Source organism: Sporolactobacillus shoreae, assembly GCF_004684935.1.
Lineage (GTDB): Bacteria > Bacillota > Bacilli > Bacillales > Sporolactobacillaceae > Sporolactobacillus > Sporolactobacillus shoreae.
Genome location: NZ_SRJD01000008.1, coordinates 62554 through 82649 on the forward strand (window position 1 = coordinate 62554; position 20096 = coordinate 82649).

20 protein-coding genes are annotated in these 20096 nt (G+C 43.9%); 5 read left to right on the forward strand and 15 right to left on the reverse strand.

Annotated features, from left to right (window positions below; genetic code table 11):
• Positions 1–20 precede the first annotated feature (20 nt).
• From E4665_RS08670 to E4665_RS08685, 4 genes are all read left to right on the forward strand, one after another.
• Positions 21–686 (forward strand): urea amidolyase associated protein UAAP2, encoded by a 666-nt coding sequence (locus E4665_RS08670; RefSeq protein WP_135348398.1) that lies wholly within the window; start codon positions 21–23, stop codon positions 684–686.
• Between the two features lie 19 nt (positions 687–705).
• Complete coding sequence (uca, locus tag E4665_RS08675; protein WP_135348399.1) at positions 706–4299, forward strand: urea carboxylase; 3594 nt, start codon at positions 706–708, stop codon at positions 4297–4299.
• A 16-nt stretch (positions 4300–4315) separates the two neighbouring features.
• Positions 4316–6097, forward strand: a complete 1782-nt coding sequence (gene atzF, locus E4665_RS08680) for an allophanate hydrolase (RefSeq protein ID WP_135348400.1) — start codon at positions 4316–4318, stop codon at positions 6095–6097.
• Positions 6098–6321: 224 nt separating this feature from the next.
• A complete protein-coding gene (locus E4665_RS08685; RefSeq protein WP_135348401.1) occupies positions 6322–6681 on the forward strand; it encodes a DUF4064 domain-containing protein in 360 nt (119 codons plus the stop codon).
• Positions 6682–6777: 96 nt separating this feature from the next.
• Here E4665_RS08685 and E4665_RS08690 read toward each other — a convergent pair whose 3' ends face one another.
• The 9 genes from E4665_RS08690 to E4665_RS08730 all read right to left on the reverse strand — a co-directional run bounded on the left by E4665_RS08690 (position 6778) and on the right by E4665_RS08730 (position 12757).
• The gene (locus E4665_RS08690) at positions 6778–7146 is read right to left on the reverse strand and encodes an iron chaperone (RefSeq protein WP_135348402.1); all 369 of its coding nucleotides are present in this window, start codon (positions 7144–7146) and stop codon (positions 6778–6780) included.
• A gap of 23 nt (positions 7147–7169) precedes the next feature.
• Positions 7170–7484, reverse strand: coding sequence for a YciI family protein (locus tag E4665_RS08695; protein ID WP_135348403.1), 315 nt, complete (start codon positions 7482–7484; stop codon positions 7170–7172).
• Positions 7485–7566: 82 nt separating this feature from the next.
• Positions 7567–8103, reverse strand: a complete 537-nt coding sequence (locus E4665_RS08700; RefSeq protein ID WP_135348404.1) for a CDP-alcohol phosphatidyltransferase family protein — start codon at positions 8101–8103, stop codon at positions 7567–7569.
• Between the two features lie 32 nt (positions 8104–8135).
• On the reverse strand, positions 8136–8522 hold the full coding sequence (locus E4665_RS08705; protein ID WP_135348405.1) for a TfoX/Sxy family protein: 387 nt from the start codon (positions 8520–8522) through the stop codon (positions 8136–8138).
• Between the two features lie 36 nt (positions 8523–8558).
• A complete protein-coding gene (locus E4665_RS08710; RefSeq protein ID WP_135348406.1) occupies positions 8559–9638 on the reverse strand; it encodes a plasmid pRiA4b ORF-3 family protein in 1080 nt (359 codons plus the stop codon).
• Between the two features lie 599 nt (positions 9639–10237).
• Positions 10238–10552: a type II toxin-antitoxin system RelE/ParE family toxin gene (locus tag E4665_RS08715; protein ID WP_135348407.1), complete on the reverse strand. Its 315-nt coding sequence runs from the start codon at positions 10550–10552 to the stop codon at positions 10238–10240.
• A complete protein-coding gene (locus tag E4665_RS08720) occupies positions 10549–10812 on the reverse strand; it encodes a type II toxin-antitoxin system Phd/YefM family antitoxin (protein WP_135348408.1) in 264 nt (87 codons plus the stop codon). Before E4665_RS08720 ends, E4665_RS08715 begins: the two co-directional genes overlap by 4 nt.
• 453 nt (positions 10813–11265) lie before the next feature.
• Positions 11266–11991, reverse strand: a complete 726-nt coding sequence (locus E4665_RS08725) for a DsbA family oxidoreductase (protein ID WP_135348409.1) — start codon at positions 11989–11991, stop codon at positions 11266–11268.
• Positions 11992–12250: 259 nt separating this feature from the next.
• Positions 12251–12757: a type 1 glutamine amidotransferase domain-containing protein gene (locus E4665_RS08730; RefSeq protein WP_135348410.1), complete on the reverse strand. Its 507-nt coding sequence runs from the start codon at positions 12755–12757 to the stop codon at positions 12251–12253.
• A gap of 134 nt (positions 12758–12891) precedes the next feature.
• Here E4665_RS08730 and E4665_RS08735 point away from each other — a divergent pair, with 134 nt between their 5' ends.
• Complete coding sequence (locus tag E4665_RS08735; protein ID WP_135348411.1) at positions 12892–13299, forward strand: winged helix-turn-helix transcriptional regulator; 408 nt, start codon at positions 12892–12894, stop codon at positions 13297–13299.
• A 180-nt stretch (positions 13300–13479) separates the two neighbouring features.
• Here E4665_RS08735 and E4665_RS08740 read toward each other — a convergent pair whose 3' ends face one another.
• The 6 genes from E4665_RS08740 to E4665_RS08765 all read right to left on the reverse strand — a co-directional run bounded on the left by E4665_RS08740 (position 13480) and on the right by E4665_RS08765 (position 20074).
• Complete coding sequence (locus tag E4665_RS08740) at positions 13480–14553, reverse strand: GGDEF domain-containing protein (protein ID WP_167815165.1); 1074 nt, start codon at positions 14551–14553, stop codon at positions 13480–13482.
• Between the two features lie 596 nt (positions 14554–15149).
• The gene (locus E4665_RS08745) at positions 15150–16235 is read right to left on the reverse strand and encodes an ABC transporter ATP-binding protein (protein WP_135348413.1); all 1086 of its coding nucleotides are present in this window, start codon (positions 16233–16235) and stop codon (positions 15150–15152) included.
• A 64-nt stretch (positions 16236–16299) separates the two neighbouring features.
• Positions 16300–17472: an SIS domain-containing protein gene (locus tag E4665_RS08750; RefSeq protein ID WP_135348414.1), complete on the reverse strand. Its 1173-nt coding sequence runs from the start codon at positions 17470–17472 to the stop codon at positions 16300–16302.
• A 61-nt stretch (positions 17473–17533) separates the two neighbouring features.
• Positions 17534–18286 carry a GntR family transcriptional regulator gene (locus E4665_RS08755; RefSeq protein WP_241654767.1) on the reverse strand — a complete coding sequence of 251 codons (753 nt, stop codon included), beginning with the start codon at positions 18284–18286 and terminating at the stop codon, positions 17534–17536.
• Positions 18287–18365: 79 nt separating this feature from the next.
• Positions 18366–19199, reverse strand: coding sequence for a carbohydrate ABC transporter permease (locus E4665_RS08760; protein WP_206663572.1), 834 nt, complete (start codon positions 19197–19199; stop codon positions 18366–18368).
• A complete protein-coding gene (locus tag E4665_RS08765) occupies positions 19196–20074 on the reverse strand; it encodes a carbohydrate ABC transporter permease (protein WP_167815166.1) in 879 nt (292 codons plus the stop codon). Before E4665_RS08765 ends, E4665_RS08760 begins: the two co-directional genes overlap by 4 nt.
• Positions 20075–20096 lie beyond the last annotated feature (22 nt).

The window sequence follows — 20096 nt, forward strand, 5'->3', positions numbered from 1 at the left end:
CGCTTTGGAGGCGAATTTTGATGTCAGAGCTCATTATGACTGAAAGTAAATACCAGGAAAAAGATGCGATCTATAACAAAGTGATACCGGCCGGCAAGGGCTGGATGCACGATCTGGAACCAGGACAAGTTTTTCGTCTTGTCGATCTTGAAGGAAATCAGGCTGTAGACACTACTTTTTTTGATACGGACGATCCACGTGACCACTATAGCGCCACGATGACAATAAACAGCCAGCAAAATATTTACTTGGCTACGGGAACCATTTTACGTGCTGAATCAGGAAAGCCGCTGCTTGAAATCACGGCCGATACTTGCGGAAGACACGACACACTGGGTGGAGCATGTTCCCCGCAAAGCAACACGGTCCGCTATGCGCATGAGAAGGTGCACATGCACGCATGTCGTGATACATTCATGTACAACATGGCTCGGTACAAAGGCGTTTATCCCTATTCAAAACGGGATCTCGCACCGAATATCAACTTCTTTATGAACGTTCCGGTCACACCGGAAGGCGATCTTGATTTTGCCGACGGTATTTCCGCTCCGGGCAGATACGTCGAGATGACATCGATCGCCCACACGACAGTATTAATCAGCAACTGCCCGCAGTTGAACAATCCGTGCAATGCTTACAACCCAACGCCGGTCCGGGTGATCATCTGGAATAACCCATCTGATTGAAAGGAGGTCTCATCCATCGATGTTCAAAAAAGTGCTGATTGCCAACAGAGGCGAAATCGCCTGCCGTATCGAGCGGACATTGCGGAAGATGGGTATAGCTTCCGTCGCCGTTTATACTAAAGCGGACCAGGACAGTCTCCATGTCGATCAGGCGGATGAGGCTGTTCTGATTGGCGACGGTCCTGCAAAGGAAAGCTACCTAGATTCTGAAAGCATTATTGATGCGGCAATTAAGACCGGTGCCGAAGCCATTCATCCCGGATACGGGTTCCTTAGTGAAAATGCTGATTTTGCCGAACGCTGTGCCCGGGAAGATATCACTTTTATCGGACCGACGCCCGAGCAGATCAAGCTTTTCGGGTTGAAACATTCAGCCAGAAAAATAGCGACAGAAGCCGGTGTTCCCCTGCTTCCTGGAACCGGCCTGATTCAAAGTCCCGTGGAAGCCGTACGAGAAGCAGAGAAAATAGGCTATCCTGTGATCTTAAAAAGTACGGCCGGCGGCGGCGGAATCGGCATGCGCATCTGCAATACCGAAGAAGAGTTGCAGAATACTTACGAATCTGTCAAATACCTGTCTGAAAAGAATTTCAATAACGGCGGATTATTTCTTGAGAAATACATCCACCGCGCCCGCCACATCGAGGTACAGATTTTCGGTACCCAGGCCGGGATAGTAACCACACTGGGTGAACGTGACTGTTCCATTCAGCGCCGAAATCAGAAAGTAGTTGAGGAAACCCCGGCACCGCTGCTCCCGGACAATGTGCGGCAGAAGATGTTTCATGCCGCCAAAGCGCTTGCTCAGGCCGTCCATTATCAAAGTGCAGGGACGGTTGAATTTCTGTACGACGTCCACTCGGAAAATTTTTATTTTCTTGAAGTCAACACACGTCTTCAGGTAGAGCATGGCGTCACCGAGGAAGTTCTGAAAATCGATCTGGTCGAGTTGATGCTTCGCGAAGCATCCGGTGAATTCTGCGGACTGAACCAGTTATCTTTAAACCCTGAAGGGCACAGTATACAGGTCCGTATCTATGCCGAGGATCAGCTGCATGACTTCAGGCCAAGCCCCGGAAAACTGGATCATGTTCTTTTTTCCGATGTATCGCGAAATGAAACATGGGTTCGCGACGGCGTTACCGTTTCACCTTTTTATGATCCAATGCTCGCCAAGATCATCGTTCATGGCAAGAACCGTGAGGATGCCGTCCGGATGATGGATCAGGCGCTCAGTGAAACAAAGCTTTACGGGATCACAACCAATCTGCATTACCTGCAGGCTCTGTTTCATGAAAATGACTATAGAAAGGGCAGGATTCATACCCAATTCTTAAAGGATTTTCATCCCGCGGAACAGGCGATTGAAGTCCTAGACGGCGGTCTGCAGTCAACCGTACAGGATTGGCCAGGCAGAGTAGGTTACTGGGGTGTCGGCGTCCCCCCATCCGGCCCGATGGATAACCTTTCTTTCAGAACTGGAAACCGAATTCTTGGGAACAGGGAAGAGGCCAGCGGTCTTGAGCTCACCGTTCGCGGGGGGAGTTACCGCCTTCGCGGAGATCTTGTCTTCTGCATTACCGGTGCAGATATGCAGGCGACGCTGGATGGAGAAACTGTTCCGATGTATTCAAGAATACATGGAAAGAAAGGACAGACACTGACTTTTAAAAAGGCTGAGGCCGGGATGCGCACTTATCTGCTGGCAGGCGGGGGATTTGATATGCCCCAGTTTCTGGGGAGCTCTGCGACATTCACACTTGGCCATTTCGGCGGCCATGGCGGACGCGCTTTGAAAGCGGGCGACGTACTCAGAACCAATCCTTATATTGAAAAGCCGAAGATCGATGTTTCCTATCCGAAACCGGTCATCAGCCACAACTGGACGATTGGTGTCATTCCCGGTCCACACAGCTCAAAAGAATTTCTGAAGCCGGAATATGTCAACCAGCTTACGGAGACAGATTGGAAAGTTCATTTCAACAGTTCCAGAACGGGTGTCCGCCTGATTGGCCCGGCTCCGCTCTGGTCGCGTGAAGACGGCGGTGAAGCCGGACTCCACCCTTCCAATGTTCATGATGTACCTTATGCTGTCGGCGCGATTGATCTTACTGGTGATATGCCGATCTTGCTTGGCCCCGATGGTCCCAGCCTCGGAGGGTTTGTCTGCCCCGTCACCATTGCTCTCTCCGAATTATGGAAAATGGGACAGTTGCATCCCGAAGACACGGTTCATTTCAGCCTGATCACACTTGAAGAAGCTGATGACCTGCGTAAAAGACAGGAAAGCGCACTGAATGGGAAGAAAAAATCACATTCGTTAGAGCCTGCTACTCCAGTGAGCCACGTTCCCGATCTGCAGTACCCAATCCTTTTTCAGGAGTCACAAGGTCGTCAGTTTCCGATCACCATCCGCTGCTCAGGAGACGATAATCTGCTGATTGAGTACGGAGGGATGGAACTGAACTTGTTATTCCGTTTTCAGGTACACCACCTTATGTTAGCCATTCAAGAGGATAAGTCGCTGCCGATTATTGATTTGACTCCTGGCATTCGTTCATTGCAGGTTCATTTTGACCCGTCAAAGGTTACTCCCCGGGAAATGTGCCGAGCAATCATTAGTATCGACCGAAGTTTAGAGCCGCTTGAATCTGCCCGCGTGCCATCAAGAATTGTCCGCCTCCCTCTGTCATGGAATGATCCGGCGACACAGCTGGCCATTCGCCGCTACCAACAGAACGTGAGACCGGATGCTCCCTGGTGCCCGAGCAATCTGGAATTTATCCGCCGAATTAATGGCCTGGATTCCATTGAAGATGTGAAAAAAATTGTTTTTAACGCTAATTATCTTGTTCTCGGTCTTGGCGATGTTTATCTGGGCGCTCCGGTAGCCGTGCCCACCGACCCACGCCACCTTCTTGTGACAACAAAATATAATCCTGCCAGAACATGGACACCGGAAAACGCCGTCGGCATAGGCGGTGCCTATATGTGCGTCTATGGAATGGAAGGGCCTGGCGGCTACCAGTTTGTCGGAAGAACGATTCAGATGTGGAACCCTCTTCGGTCGACCAAAAGTTTCAAACCCGGCAAACCATGGCTTCTGCGCTTTTTTGACCAGATCCGGTTTTACCCCGTTTCCGCTGATGAATTGCTTCAGGATCGTGAAGATTTCCTGCGGGGCAGGTTCGAGGCAGATATTACCGAAACAACATTTGATCTTGGTGAATACATGTCCTTCCTGGACAACATCAAGAATGAGGCGAAAGAATTCCGGACCAGACAGGAAGCCGCTTTTGATAAGGAAAAAAATAACTGGCACCGTCTCGGACTGGATAAATTTGTTTCTGAACATGAAGAAACACCTTATGGTACTTCAACTGATATTCCGGAAGGATCGATTGCTGTGAACAGCCAGATGCCGGGCAGTGTCTGGAAGGTATTGGTTAAGAATGGCCAGAAAGTCAAAAAGGGCGATACATTGATTATTGAAGAAAGCATGAAAATGGAATTTCCTCAGAAAGCCGATGAAGATGGGACCATTACCTCCATTCTCGTGAAACCCGGTGACGAGGTACATGCCGGGCAGACTTTATTAAGCATCAGAATATGAAAGGATGTTGATAGTGATGAACCAGACTGCAGAGATTCCGTTTGCGCTGACCCTATCCTGGTTGCGGCAAAGTTACCTGAACAAAAGCATAACACCCGAAGAAATCATTGATGCAATCATTGAACGCTCTGAAAAAGACATCCAAAAGAATATATGGATTACAAAGCCGGATCGTTTGTTCATCCAGCCCTATCTTGACCGCTTGTCCGAAATTTCAAAGGAAAACCATCCGCTCTGGGGCATTCCTTTTGCCATAAAAGACAATATCGATCTGGCCGGCGTCCAGACAACCGCCGGCTGCCCGGACTACGCCTATACACCTTCAGAGCATGCCACCGTAGTGGCGAATCTGATCGCTGCAGGAGCCATTCCGGTCGGTAAAGCGAACCTGGATCAATTCGCCACAGGTTTAGTCGGAACCCGAAGCCCGTACGGCGAAGTGCATAACGGTTTAAAGGACGAGCTCATCAGCGGTGGATCCAGTGCCGGATCAGCTGTGGCGGTCGCCCGGGGACAGGCTGCTTTTTCCCTTGGCACGGACACAGCGGGATCCGGCAGGGTACCTGCGGCGCTTAACCGGCTGATCGGATTCAAATCATCACTCGGCGCTTGGTCAACAAAAGGCTTGGTTCCGGCCTGCGCAAGCCTCGACTGCATCACCGTGTTCGCTCATGATGCGGAAGAAGCAATGATTGTAGATCGCGCCGCACGTTCTTTTGACGATAAGTGTGCCTGGTCCAAACCGATCCCTACCCCCGTGCCGAAGCTCCCCAAAAAAATCCTCCTGCCCCGACAGGCCTTGCACTTCTTCGGACCCTATAAGGAACAGTATGAGGCGGCATGGGAAAAAACGGTGCATTCCCTCGAACAGCTCGGACTGCCAATTGAGCGGATCGACAATGACTTTTTTTCGAAAACTGCGCGATTGCTGTACGACGGACCGTTTGTTGCTGAACGATGGGCTGATTTAGGACCTTTTGTTAAAGCGCACCCCGGAAGCACTTTTCCAGTGACTGAGCAGATTCTAAGATCAGGCGCTAAGGATTCATATACAGCATCATTGCTTTTCGATCACATGCACAAGCTGGCCGCAGCTAAACAAAAAGTGAAAAAATTACTGCGGGACGCCGTATTCATCACACCGACAGCCGGAGGCACGTGGACTCGTGCGCAGGTTGATCAGGATCCGATTAAAACCAACAGCGAAATGGGTGAATACACCAACCACTGCAATTTGCTTGATCTTTGCGCCATTTCTGTACCGACGGACGATGCTGCCGATGATTTGCCTTTTGGCGCCACCATTTTCGCTCCTTCTGATCATGAGGACTTCATATTCGGTCTTGCCAGAGAAATGCAGCATTTTTCAACCCCAAGCATTGAAAAAAACAGCGAGTCATCAAATCAAGCTGATTCCGTCAAGCTGGCGGTCTGTGGTCTGCATATGCGGGGATTCGAGCTGGAACATCAACTTCATGAACATCATGCCCGATTCCTCTGTGAAACAAAAACGGCTCAAAAATACCGACTTTTCCGGCTGGACACTGTGCCTGTCAAGCCAGGGCTAGTGAAAACAGAAACTGGAGCAGCTGCCATTCAAGTCGAACTTTGGGAAATACCACTGGCCGAGTTCGGTTCATTCACCGCCTCCATTCCTTCTCCTCTCGGAATTGGGAAAGTCGAACTTCAGGACGGTCAGGAAGTCCCCGGGTTTATTTGTGAGCCTTATGCCGCTCAAGTGGCTCTGGATATTTCCAATTACGGGGGATGGAAAGAATACAATAATAGGAATAAGTAAAGAAATTCAAGGACTCTAGAAAAAACGATCCCAGGTCATTCAAACTAAGGGATCGTTTTTATGTTTGTATGAAGACTTCATTTACTGACGCGATGTATCAAAATGATATAATGAGGTCATTGGAGTCTTTCCTTTTTTCAAAATTTTTCCGAACTGCTTTTTCATTTGGCAGCCGATTGCCTCCAGTTATCCGAAACAAATTTATCATGTAAGGTGAGCCCCTAATGAAACGAACAACAGCATTTATCCTGTCTTTAGTTGGCAATATTTTAGCGACCTGTATTTGGTCCCTTATAATCCTGTTCATGATCCTCGTCTATCTGACACCGGCACAGGATCCTAATGAACAGAACTTGGTTTTCGGTTTTCTGTTGACTGTTATTGTCATGACTGCCATCGCCCTTGTTTTCACTTGGATTGGTACATTCAAGCTCAGCGGTAACCAGTTGTGGTGGGCCATCTTTACGATTGTTATTGGCAGTGTGTTTTTTTTCTCGCCATTTTTCCTACCAGGCATTCTTTTTATTATCAGCGGCTCCATTTCCGCCGCTCACTATCGTAGAGAAACCGAGATTCTTTCCTGACCAGTCATCCCCTAGTTCTGTCAGCGCAGAAAATCAGAAGGGGCAGCCCGTGTTAGCTCAGAGCTTGCCCCCTTTTTCTTATTCCTGATCGGTATTTTATCCGTATTTTCTTCGGTTTTCTTCCGCTCTGAATCTCACAATTCTGCCGATCAGATCCAGAGGAATTGGTTCTTCAAGCGGAAATCGCACAGTCCCCTTGGACGTTTCAAAAGCGGACAGCTCTTCTTCAAAATTTGCAATCCCGCTCGCACCCGGGTAAAATCCAATGTGCTTTTTAAAAGCGGCAAAGTGGACCAGATTTTTGCCATACAAAGTGAAGGTCGGCATCTGATAACTGATTTTTTCCTTCACATCTGGTTCCGCCTGCCGGATAATGGCGCGCAGTTTCTCCAGCTTCTCCTGTACATTCGCTGGGAAAGCGGCGATGTACGCGTCGATTGTTTCCAGACCTTTCTCTTTTTCCATAAGAATCGTCTCCGTTCTTTTCCCTATCGTCTCATCAATGCGACGTGATAAGGATATAATTCTGCCGTCATGATTCCCTCCGCGACTGCCGGATCGATCCGCATCAGCTCCAGCGCCTCTTCATATGAATCAGCCTCCAGAATGACAATGCCAAAGGTCTTTTCATCGATCCCTGCGGTTTTGCCGGCTAAAATGAGTTTCCCCTCATTCAACAGCTTCTGCAATCGCGAGAAATGCCTGTCTACTATATCTTCTTCCCTTTTTGTCCAGTTTGAATCATTTAATAAGGCTGGAATTAATCGCAAAACGTAGATAAACTGTTTCTTGTCGCCACTCATTTGCTTTACCTCTGGAGTCTATAGTTTCGTCGATCCAAAAACAGTCTCTTATAAGGTTAAAGGACTATGTATACCAAAATAATTAATCGCTTAGAAAGATGCTACGCCGGTTTTCATCCACTGAATCACTCATCAAATGGATCAGCCCTTCCTCAATTGCGGACAAAAGAGCGATCAGGCCGACAAACCAGAAAAAGGAGGTACTTTTTGAAATAATAAAAACAATGGGTGCCAGGAAGATCAGGATTCCAGTGAATTTGTTACCCCATGTGTGCAGACTGACAAAGGTATGGAATTTGACTGCCGCGATGAGGATGCTGATCATCCTCACCCCGGCAATGGTGACAATCAGAGGAACACCTGGTGCAAGCAAATCTCCCATCCAATAAAAGATCAGCATGACGATGATTCCATACATTAACAGATCAGCGAAGGAATCAAGTCTCGCTCCAAAAGGGGTTTGGGTCTGTGTCCTGCGGGCGATCACGCCGTCAAGCACGTCACTCAGCACCGCAGTCGCATAGAGCGTCGCAAAAATCCACGGATTTTTATAAAAGAAAAGCATCAAGATCACAAAGATCATTCTGCTGGTCGTGAGTATATTGGGAATGTGCTTCATGGTTTCCTCTTTTTACAATGATATGAGACCAGCTAATTCTGTTTTTTGCTTTTCGATGGCGCCTTTTTCTCCTTTTTTACTTTAGGAGGCAGGCTTTTGACGTATGAATAGGAAATGTCCAGCCATTTACGGGCAAATGCGTCGTCGGCCAGTTTGCTTTCCGGGACCTCAACGTATTCTTTCATGAAGCGGCCAGGGGCAGGCTCAAACGGCCTAATTTCATCACTTTCGGTCTGAATCGTCAAGCGGTCGTTTTCAGATAATCTAAGAAAAACGATTTTGCCTTTCACACCGGTCCACATGTTGTCATTCACAAAATAAACGGCGGCCCCGAACATCAGCTTCTTTTTGCATGCGTAGTCCGCAACGAGCGTCCCCAGGTATTCGCCTAAATTCCTGTCTGCTTTTTCCCAGTCCATATGTTTCAGCTCCCGTTCAAAAATCTCAATTGAATTTTAAAGGACCCATTTCAGCTGTCTGTTCACACCTTCAATATTAAAATCTCTATATCCCTGCATGCTGCCCCATTGGATCATGTCCTCATGCTCCGGATGTTTGGGGTCAGAAATTGCAGATAAAAATTCATCATAACCGTACGGGCCGCCTACATCTTCCGGTGGCGCGTTGCCAACCCCATCCAGACAAACCGGATAGTTCTTTGAATAGTGTTCATCAAGTTTTTCAATTTCTATTTCATGCTCCCAGTTGTCTCCAAAGTCATAGGTATATTTAATTCTTGAATACTTTGGCACATAGTCCGATAGTTTGCACTCCGTTTCCATAAACATGGGCACTTCATTTGGGTAATCAAAAGCATCATCACTGCAAACGACATTGGCCACTGGCCTTTTGCCGTCTAAAATATAAAAATCATGCAAGTGGCTTTCTTTCCAATCAAAAACGGTTTGAAGAACATCATGCAGTTGTTCAAAAGTTATTTCGATTGGAACAATGACTCGGCGCCAAGCCTTATGATTTTCAAGATCAAGAGTCGCTTTGAACGTTACGGCCCTACAGCTGAATATTGGCTCTTTTGCGAAAGCCTCCAACTCCTTATACATCAGTTCATTGGGCTTTGCGTAGCTGCCGCTCCCATCGCCGACAAGCAAGGCACTCGCCCTCCTGCCTGCAGCACTTTGAATTAGATGATCCGGATTCAAAGCTTCTCCTCTGAACCACACTGTGTCGCAGGCCTTATTCATCCGTGCGACCAGCTTTCTGTCCTTTGTTTTGGTATAAACGATTTCCGGCGAGCCTGAGAGAAAACGTTCGACAAGTTCAGGCTTGATCCATTCATCAAGAAGCGTCCGGCGAATGGCATTTATAATGTGTTCATTTAAATGCTTGAAATCATTCGCCCTAAGTCCGTGAAGGACGACGGTGTACCGGCTGCTGTCGTTCATCAGGACGATTGTTTTTCGGCGGTTGATTGTGATCAGATTCGCGTGCCAGGAGAACAAAGAAGACTCCGTTCCCACTGGCTCGGGTTTAATTTTGAGTTGATCGAGCAGCTTTTTTGTGCATTGAATCAGCATGGCATCCATTCCTCTCAACAGATTGATGTAAGACAAGCCGTATTAAACCATTTTCGCGGCATGACCTTCTTTTTCTGCATGTCTCAGTAGATACAAAAAATGCCGGAGCAGGTATTCTCGTGTGATGAGCAGAAACGCCGTAGTCCTCTGCTCGTTTTGTAATTATCAGCGCACATTGCGTCTTTTGCTTTCATCATCGGCCAATTCAATAATCGCATCTGATTCAGGAATATGCGAATTTTCCCGATACTTAGCTCCATACAAAACTCGGGAGACAGGAAGTTCAACCACAATATCCAGTTCTTTCTTGTTTTCTTTGAGTTTACAATAGTAACCGACCTAAGCATTCGCTGTGTCGTAAAAAACTGCAATATGTTTATATATCGTTGTTTCAACCATGATACCCATTTCATTCGGATCAGTAATGACATCTCTAATTTATGTATACTATAAATAAATGGACGAATCATATATACTAAAAAAGGAAAGCAGTATATTTTTCTCCACCTATACGCCGAATGGGTCATTGGTCAAAGCTTGTCCTGTTCATGCCTAATAAAAAAGCACCCGCAATATGCGCCGCCAATCATCACTTTAGATCACAGAAATTGCTTCCAATTCCGCTTGCCGTACAAAATCCTGACTACAATAACTGTGAACTCCTCTTCATCAATAAGATAAAAAAAGATGTAACGGTCAACCATTAACCAACGAATTCCCCGGGAAGAAAGGTATTGATCTGCTACAAACGCGTAACGCGCCGGCATCTCAGATAATCCCATCACAGCTTCTTTGATTTTAATAACCAGGCTCCGGGCAGTTTCCGGCTCCCTCAATTCTTTTGCGATATACTCCGAAATCTCATGTAAATCATTCACTGCAATTTGAGTCATCGACAATTTGTATGGTCTCATTCAGTTAATTCGTCTTCTACTTGTTTGAATGCTTCTTCGGCAGGTATTGCCTTATGTTTCTCCACATATTCCATGCCTTCGTCCAGAAGCCTGTAGAGCTCAAACTTTCCGGTTAGCCTTTCATACGTTTCAATACTCATAACTGCCAAATCTCCCTGTCCGTTTTTTGTAATGTAAACAGGCTCTGAATATTCGTGGCAGAACTCCGAAATCTCATTGTATTTATTTCTCAAATCAGAACTCGGTCTAATTTTCGGCATATTACACCTCCGCCATCATCATATGCATATTTTATCAATATATTGATATTTAATCAATTTTGTTCCATGAACGATTATTCGCTTAAACGGATGAATAACTCTTTCCGACGCCTTATGTCTGCTGAAAAAAAAACTGATTCCCGAAGTCCGGAGTTTCGGCTTCAATCAGATCAACAATGCCTCGTTATTCCTGTCCCTTCTTTGCGCCTGATAAAGTGCTCGATCCACTCGTACCATCAGACAGTTTATTAGTACCAGTTTGAGGAATGGCCACACCGACACTGACGCTCTAATGAAGCGATGAAAAATTGCCCGCCAATGTAGTTTATGACGGGCAATCGAAGGCGGAGTGTCTTGGCGATCCGGGTATTTGATCCATTGGCCTCGTTCAGCTGCCTAAGTAGTCACAGTGAGCGCCAAATCTTAGAACAAACAGGTGCCAACTGCATCTTTTTATTTTTTCTGAGGAATCACACAGTGCCCGTCGGCACAAAATCCATCACCGGCATCAGATGAAAGAACCTGCAGTTTGGGTGCAGGGTTTTCTTCTTCCCACACTTGCTGAAGCGCCGCGACAAAGGTATCTGTCGGCTGAGCGCCTGAAATCGCATATTTGCGGTTAATAATAAAGAAGGGTACACCATTAATCCCGTATTGCCGGGCAATGTCTTCATCCGAACGTACCTCATCCGAATAGAGTGCTTGGTCATTAATTACCTTCAATGCTTCGTCTCGCTCCAGATTCGCTGATTCGGCAATGTCTGCCAGTGTTTCCAGACTCCCCAAATTCTTGGATTCAATAAAATAAGCATGGAACAGTTTTTCTGTAACAGCCGCTTCTTTTCCAAAGTGCATCGCCCACTTGATCAGGCGATGCGCGTCAAATGTATTCGTCAGTTTGATCCCGTCAAAATTCAATGTCAGACCGACATTCGCCGCCTGAAGGTTCAGGCTCTTCGTATTTTGCTTCGCCTGCTCAATACTGATACCATAATTGGCCGCCAGTTTCTCATAAATAGTTTTCTCAGTGCTTCTCGGAGCACCAGGATCCAGTTCAAAACTCTTAAATGCAACCTCTACCTGGTCTTTATGAGAAAATCCGCTCAACGCTTCTTCCAATCGGTGTTTGCCAATGTAACAGAACGGGCAGGCGATATCCGACCATACTTCAATTTTCATACAGACACCCCCGTGATTGATGCTTGCTTCATACGATTCGTTCCAAATCTCTGATCGATTGATAGCAGCTCGAGCGACTTTTTCACCTATCGATCAGCACTCAGAGTCTACCACAGGCTCTCAAACCGATGCAAACTTCGTGCTTGTGCCCCGCCGGTTGATGGTGCTTTCCACAAAAAAAAATGCCTTCAGACCCGGCAGGTTTTTCGCCTGCCGATCCAAAGGCATGTGATGCACTTCCAAGATTGATATGCAAAAATTAAACGAGCGCCTTAACAATGGCTGAGTTGAATTCCGGAAGGTCATCCGGAACACGGCTTGTCACCAGTGCATGATCAATGACGACTGGCTCATTTTTAACGATCGCACCTGCATAGTACAGATCCGGCTGGATCGATTCATAAGCTGTCAGCGTACGACCTTTGACCAAACCGGTTTGGATGAAGAGCTGCGGGCCATGGCAGATCGCAAACAACGGCTTGTCATAGCCTAAGAAATATTTTGTGAATGCGACAAAACGTGGATCAACACGCAACTGATCTGGCGAAAAACCACCTGGAACAAGCAGTGCATCAAAGTCTTCTGGTTTCACATCATCAATGCCTTTATCCACATGAATTTCCGTGCCGTGTTTACCGGTGACCGTGGTATTCGCTTCTTTTTCAATAACCGTCACTTCATGTCCGGCAGCTTCCAAAGCGTCTTTCGGTGACGTAAATTCAATATCTTCAACGTCGTTCGTTACAATGACTGCAACCTTGCTCATATCTAAAGTCCCCCTTAGGTTCTTTTTAACACCAACAACTATATGGTATACTAGGTATATTATTTTTTAAAGTACGCACTTTTTTGTTATCCAGTAACCTGATGGTAACTTAAATAAAGAAATGAGGCAGATAAATGACTGATGTCGTACGAAAAGATGTCCAGCAAAAATTGCTATCCGGAGATTACAGCTGCGCTAAGGAACTGACCCTATCCATGTTCAGCGGCAAGTGGAAAATTGTCATTTTGTATCACTTGGGGAAAGACGGGGTCTATCGCTTCGGTGAATTGAAGAAACTCTTGCCGAACGCCTCCAATAAAGTATTAACGCAACAGCTGCGCGAGTTGGAGCAGGACGAGTTGCTCACTCGCAAGCTGTATCCAGAGGTTCCGGTCCGGGTTGACTATGAAATCACCGAACTTGGCTTGACACTTCTTCCAATCATTGATCTGATGTATGAATGGGGAACCCACCGTCTCAAACAGCTCAAACATGTCGAGCCGCGCAATATTAATGAAGATGCTGTGAAAAAGCATGGGTGAATTGTGGCTTACGCGAGGATGTAGAAGGCCTTTGCCTCCGTTCAACGACGAATGATGAGCGTGACTTGTTGATGCTTCTTTTGCTGGCGTTTATCGGTATTCCTTAATTACCGCACTATTGTTTCCATCATTGCCTTCAGCCTTTTATGTACAAGGCCAGGATCGTCAACCTGATGTACATCATATTAGAGAAACTACCTGATTCCTTCCACCTCTTTTCGCCTGATACAGTGCGAGATCCGAATGAGCCATAAGTTGAGACAGTTTGTCATCATCTGTTTGAGGAGCGGCAAGGCCAACGCTTGCGCTCAAATACAGCTGCGTACCATCCTCGAGTACTAAGCTGCATGAGGCGATACACTTTCGAAGCCGCTCAGCCACCTGGGCGGCTTCCGTATGTGTCGTATTGACAAGCAGCACGGCAAACTCCTCACCGCCAATACGGGCAAAGAGATCCTCTTTCCGCAGCAACTGCCGGCATGCATCCGAAACAGCCTTTAAGGCCCGGTCTCCGGCCGCATGTCCGTACGTATCATTAATCCTTTTGAAATGGTCAAGATCAAAATAGATGAGGGCGCATTGCGTTTCATGACCGCGATAGTGCTCAAGCTGAGACTTTGCCGTGCGCTCGAAACACCGACGATTGCGGATGCCGGTCAGGTCATCCGTGTTCGCCAGTTTCTGAAGTTTCTGCTCCAGCCGTTCCGAATACTGGCGGTAGTAATAGGACGCATAGGCAAGTCCGATGAAGTTCGCTGTCACGTTAAATACATACATAAAAGTTGCCATAAACGGGGTTAAGACTGTTATCGGAGAATACATGTGCGTGTAGTAATAAAGGTACAGCGTCACCGAGAAAAGGAAAGCAGAAATGATGATGCGCAAAAATTGCGGCCACCGTGAGAAGAAAACAACAGGTATTAAGGAAAATAAATAATAATAATGCCCTTGTCCCCATCCAAAGACAAACACACAAATGCTGGATAGTACCGTAATCTCAAGAACCCAGATCAGGCTGGACATACGGATAAAATCCTTTTTAATCAGCCGCAGACAGATCAGATCGAGGACAACCGCAATCAAATCACTGGTAAGAACATAGGGATTGCCTAATAAGAAAAAAATGGGAATGAGCAGAATGTGGGCCACAAATGCGAAGGAAATTGATTTGTTGCAAAAGACAGTAAATTTCCGCTCGCTCTCGCTCCGATTCAATCGGACATGTTCATTCTTTTTGATGAAGATCGCCTTCATATAACGCCTCATCCTTCGTCATTGCACTAGAAGTAAAATTTATATCATTAAATAGAAGCAAGGAGGAAAAATTCGTGATGCTCAGAGTCTTCGTTTCATCTCATCGATTCATTTCAGCCGGTCTGATCGGCTATTAAAAGCTGACTAGGGGATCTGCCGGAAGTTAAATGACGCTTCGGTCAAACAAGAGAACTATTCTGGAAACGAACCGTAACATGTTAATTTTATTATACATTATTAAACATATAATCATAGGAAAAATTGCTCATTTGCGCAGGAAATTGCAAATTGTTTTGGCGACTGGGTTGATGGTTCCTGTCACCTGATCCGTTCACTCAAAATAATATAAGATCATTTGATTCAGCTACTCAAACTTGCAACTACAAATGAGACGTGCCGTCCACTCATAGGTATCACAGCTACCCTCAATAAAATGATGTTGAAGACTATATTGGCAAAATAAACGCGTTGTTAAAAAAGAATGATTGTACACTAGGGGCTAATCATTGCCAAAAATGCACCCCATCCATTGGATCTTAGAATCCAACATCAGGGGTGCACTGTATACTTTTCTAGACAATTATTCAAACAATGGGTTAATGAATTAGCTTTTTTGTTTCAGCATCAAAGAAAAGCATCTTTGTAAAATCAAATTGTAAGTCGATTTTGTCATTGCTTTTAATATTACTTGCAAACACTTTTACAAGCAGGTCATGATGATGAATACTTGTATGAAGAACACTCTCTGATCCCAATAATTCTGAAATTTCTATAAGGGCTTCAAACGAAGAATCCGTACCAGCAGAAGCCATATGAATATCTTCTGGTCTAATAGCAACGATCAAAGATTTATCTTGATAATGATGCTTTGTGAGTAGCTTTATTTCTTCATCAAGAAGATTAAAGCGACTATTTTCAATTAGAATTGAGCCCTCAGAAAATTTAGCAGGAATAAAGTTCATTCCGGGGTAACCAATAAAACTACCCACAAATATATTTGCCGGTTGGTTATAAATCTCTTCAGGTGTACCAACCTGCTGAATTTCGCCATCTTTCATAATTACAATACGGTCAGCCATTGTCATAGCTTCGACCTGATCATGGGTGACATAAATCGTAGTTGTGTTTAGGCGACGATGTAGCTTGATTATTTCAGAACGCATCTGTATTCTAAGCTTTGCATCTAAATTCGAGAGAGGTTCATCCATTAAAAACACCTTAGGATTCCGAACGATTGCCCTCCCTAATGCGACACGTTGTCGTTGCCCCCCTGACAGATCTTTTGGTTTACGCTTTAAGTACGGTTCAAGTCCAAGTATCTTTGCTGCATGTCGAACTCTTTCATCAATTTCCTGTTTCTTGAACTTTCTCATTTTCAATCCGAAGCCGATATTTTCATATACTGTCATATATGGGTAAAGGGCGTAGCTTTGAAAAACCATTGCAATATCTCTGTCTTTCGGAGCTAGTTTGTTAACTCGATTATTATCAATATAGATATCTCCTTCTGAGATATCTTCTAGTCCTGCAATCATTCGTAATGTTGTTGATTTGCCGCATCCTGATGGACCGACTAGTACAATAAATTCTTTGTCATCAATATGAAGATTGAAATCCTTAACCGCGTTACTATCACTTTTTCCATAATGCTTCTTAATATGATTAAGTACAATGGAAGCCATAACATTATCCTCCAATTAATATTTTAGTCAGACACTGATCGATATTGAGACATGGATGATCCTCTTAGTTAAAATCATGAATCTTTACACCCTGAACAACACGATTAACTTTTCCGTCTGGACTTGGGTTATCAGGAGTAATGCCTAATATGAGTGAATGATGCAATGCAAAAATCTGTGAGAAAAGAATGCAGAAAAAACTACGCAAAAGATCATTATCATGCATACTATCAACTATATAAAATGGAATTGTTAAATCTGCACAGGAGTAATTTTCCACTTCAATATTTGAGCAGAGAACTGCTAATTTGCTAGTAAGCGGTTCGCTTGCAACTTCAAGTGCAATATCATAATCATACATCTTTGTATAAGAATCGGATGACCCAAATAGAATAATCAGCGTCTCATCCGACTGCAGTGACTTCGGGCCATGCCTAAACCCCATCGAACTGTCATGGTAGGTATCTATTTTGCCGGCATTCAGTTCCAAGCACTTTAATGCCGCCTCCTGAGTGAGTTTTCCAAGTGCCCCGGATCCAAGGTAAATAACTCGTTTAAATTTAAACTTTTCAAGTCTTATTACGCTTTTTTCACAAGTTTTAATAAATTTGATAGCAGTATTAATCAAATTTCTATTAGTAGTTTCCGTCATCTCAGGTATAAAGACCAAATAAGCCGCATAAAGCATGCATGTAAAACTGCTTGTCATTGCAAAACCTTTATCATTCGATTTTTCAGGCATGATAATGGTTAAACACTTATCGTCTTTTTCCATAAGTCTAGCAAGTGATCCTTTGGCGTTACAGGTAATAGTAATAAAAAAGCAATTTCTTATTATTTTTCTTGCAAGATTTACCGCTGCGACGCTTTCTGGACTGTCTCCTGAACGAGCAAAGGAGACAATAACCGTTGGTACATCCTTAAGCAGAAATGATAATGGATCAGAAACGATATCAGTGGTCGGTATTGATTCATAAGATAAATGTGGTATGTGTGAATTTTTTCTTAATAAAGGTGTAATCACATTTCCTGCAAATTCAGAAGTACCTGCTCCCGTAAATATAACCCTGATTGATTGAAATCGGTCTATCAGATTTTGCAAAAAATGATCAATATTTTTCCTGTTTGTTTTTATTGACATAAATAATTCTTCCCAAAGTTCTGGCTGTTGCTGAATTTCGTGAATCGTATATCTGGCTTTTTTGGTATTAATTTCCGTTTCTGAAAGATTGAACAATAGTCCTCCACTCCCTGTTTAAGTGGTAATGTCGTTATTACCAGCTGTATAAATAAATAACCTACTTACTAATCTCTACTCTGTAATGGAACTTTAGACTTGAAACTATACTTGTAGTGTATTCAATAATCTGGTCATTATAATAACCATAACGTTTTATCAGAATAGCAGGAGAACCAGCTTCCTCATGAAGAAAATCAGCTTCGGATTTTTCCATAGTCGTTGCAGTGAAATCCTCAATAGCCTTAGTTACCCCAATATGATAATCCTGTTGGAATATCTCATACATTGCTTGTTTTTCAAGTTGCTCTTTTGTCAGATTAATGAAGACATCCCTTGGAAGGTAACTTGTTTCATACATAAGGGGCTCATCATCCGCTATTCTGAGACGCTTTGCTTTTATAACCTGCTTATGTCCTGTTAATTTCATCCGCCGAGCAATGTTATCATTTGCAGGAATGATCTCAAAGCTAGTTACTTTCGTACTTGGCTTTTTTCCAATTCGTTTCATTTCATCAGTGAAACTGTACAGATTAATAAGGTTTTGCTGAAAAATTTCTTTCGTTACAAAAGTTCCCTTGCCATGCTTTTTGTTAATATATCCCTCTCTCTCTAACTCTTGTAAGGCCTGGCGAACAGTTATTCTGCTTAGTTCATAGGTACTACAGAATTCCCTTTCAGAAGGCAACTGATCACCAGGTCTATAAACATGGTTGTTTATATCCCTTGTTATAATGTCCATAAGTTGAAGATATAATGGGATTCCAGTCTTCCTATCTATATTATTGGATGCATGTATCCCTGCATTTAACACCACATAAACCTCCGTTGTAATTTACTAACGTAATTTTAAAGTTTTCATATTATTTTGTAAAGTAAGTTTCTAATATTTATTAGCCTTTAACTGAGCCCGCTGTCAGACCTGAAATCAAATACCTATTGAGGAATAAAACAATTAATATAGGCGGAATAATTGTCACAATTCCAGCAGCTGTCATTAACCCATAATTTATAAAGCTTTTTCCCTGGAACTCAGTGATTAAAATAGTTAGTGGTTTAGCATTGGTCGGTGCAAAAACCAGTGGGATCGCAAACTGACTCCATGAATTAAGGAATGTCAATAGCGCAACTGCAATTAACCCGGGTGCTGCCATAGGAAGTATCGTACAAAGTGCCCTGAATCTTGAAGCACCGTCAACCATCGCAGACTCTTCAAGATCTTTAGGAATTGTCATAAAGAAACTTCGCATCAACCACACAGCTAAGGGGGCAAAGGCAGATGTGTAAATTAGTATTATACCAGTCTGTGTATCAATAAGATGCAGACTGATAATAATTTTATAAAGAGGGATCATCACTGCATAGGCTGGTAGCGCCATGGTAACTAACACAGAAACAAATATGATGTTTTTACCAACAAATTCTAGCCTTCCGAAGGCGTATCCCGCAAGTATTGCGATCACAATAACGATAAGGGTCGTCCCTGTCGCAGAAATGATACTATTGAGCATTGCACTCTCAAATTGTGGCCATATACTCTGACTGCTGTTAAATCCCAGCAGTTGACTGTAATTTTCAATATTTATTGGATATGGTAAATATTTAAGAGGCTTTTGTATAAGGCTGCTTGAAGACATTAGACTGGTTCGAAGTGCCCAATATACTGGTGCCAATGACCAAAAAAGTATTAATAAAATAGAAATAAAAATCCCTATTTTACGTTTCACATCTTCTCACCCTTCCCTATTCTAAGCCACAGGACATAGACAATGCTTATTAATACGGTGATTAGTGTAATCATTAATGATAGCGCCATGCCTTGTCCTAGATTTAATTGTTGAAAGGCGATTAAATAGTTTTGAAGTAAAACAGACCGCGTACCCAAGTTGGTTCCGGTCAATACGTAAATTTCATCAAAGATATTAATTGCAGCTATTGTAGACTGTGTTAAAGAAATAACAATAGCCGGTTTTAGAAAAGGCAAAGTGATAAAGCGGAAAATATTAATAGGTGATGAACCGTCCATCCTTGCTGCCTCATATAGATCCTTTGGGATAGTTTGTAAAGTAGCTAACAAAATCACTGCTGTCAAAGGTATCATTTTCCATATATGAACCAGAGTGACACACAGCAGAGCAAGAGTTGAATTACCCAACCATATCTGATTTGATTGAATGATGTGGAAATTCATAAGGATATCATTCAAAACTCCCGTACTCGGATCATAAATCCACTTCCATATAATTCCGTTAACAACTGGTGGCAACGACCACGGAATAATCACTGCTGCAAGAACAAGCCCTCTTCCACGGAATTTTCTGTTTAGTACCATTGCAATGAACAGACCACCAATTAATTCACCAACAATCGCAAGTAAGAAATAAAAAAAAGTGTTTTCCAATGTTCGGAGCACGGTCGGATCATGCAATAAAGTATAATAATTTGATAACCAAATAAATCTTTCATCACCTGGATTTAACAAGCTCATTGATTTAAAGCTGTCTGTAAATGTCACTAGTACCGGGTAGAAAACCAGACCTATCATGATAATAATCAGTGGCAGAATAAGTAAGTAAGGAAAAATATACTTTTTCAGCAACATTTCTGTAACTCCTTTATGAAGA

Coding starts and splice junctions, on each gene's coding strand:
- uca (WP_135348399.1), top strand. CDS start 706: ATGTTCAAAAAAGTGCTGATTGCCAACAGAGGCGAAATCGCCTGCCGT.
- E4665_RS08670 (WP_135348398.1), top strand. CDS start 21: ATGTCAGAGCTCATTATGACTGAAAGTAAATACCAGGAAAAAGATGCG.
- E4665_RS08685 (WP_135348401.1), top strand. CDS start 6,322: ATGAAACGAACAACAGCATTTATCCTGTCTTTAGTTGGCAATATTTTA.
- E4665_RS08720 (WP_135348408.1), bottom strand. CDS start 10,812: ATGCCGAAAATTAGACCGAGTTCTGATTTGAGAAATAAATACAATGAG.
- E4665_RS08740 (WP_167815165.1), bottom strand. CDS start 14,553: ATGAAGGCGATCTTCATCAAAAAGAATGAACATGTCCGATTGAATCGG.
- E4665_RS08690 (WP_135348402.1), bottom strand. CDS start 7,146: ATGGAAAAAGAGAAAGGTCTGGAAACAATCGACGCGTACATCGCCGCT.
- E4665_RS08730 (WP_135348410.1), bottom strand. CDS start 12,757: ATGAGCAAGGTTGCAGTCATTGTAACGAACGACGTTGAAGATATTGAA.
- E4665_RS08735 (WP_135348411.1), top strand. CDS start 12,892: ATGACTGATGTCGTACGAAAAGATGTCCAGCAAAAATTGCTATCCGGA.
- E4665_RS08705 (WP_135348405.1), bottom strand. CDS start 8,522: ATGGACTGGGAAAAAGCAGACAGGAATTTAGGCGAATACCTGGGGACG.
- E4665_RS08715 (WP_135348407.1), bottom strand. CDS start 10,552: ATGAGACCATACAAATTGTCGATGACTCAAATTGCAGTGAATGATTTA.
- E4665_RS08700 (WP_135348404.1), bottom strand. CDS start 8,103: ATGAAGCACATTCCCAATATACTCACGACCAGCAGAATGATCTTTGTG.
- E4665_RS08695 (WP_135348403.1), bottom strand. CDS start 7,484: ATGAGTGGCGACAAGAAACAGTTTATCTACGTTTTGCGATTAATTCCA.
- E4665_RS08725 (WP_135348409.1), bottom strand. CDS start 11,991: ATGAAAATTGAAGTATGGTCGGATATCGCCTGCCCGTTCTGTTACATT.
- atzF (WP_135348400.1), top strand. CDS start 4,316: ATGAACCAGACTGCAGAGATTCCGTTTGCGCTGACCCTATCCTGGTTG.
- E4665_RS08765 (WP_167815166.1), bottom strand. CDS start 20,074: ATGTTGCTGAAAAAGTATATTTTTCCTTACTTACTTATTCTGCCACTG.
- E4665_RS08710 (WP_135348406.1), bottom strand. CDS start 9,638: ATGCTGATTCAATGCACAAAAAAGCTGCTCGATCAACTCAAAATTAAA.
- E4665_RS08745 (WP_135348413.1), bottom strand. CDS start 16,235: ATGGCTTCCATTGTACTTAATCATATTAAGAAGCATTATGGAAAAAGT.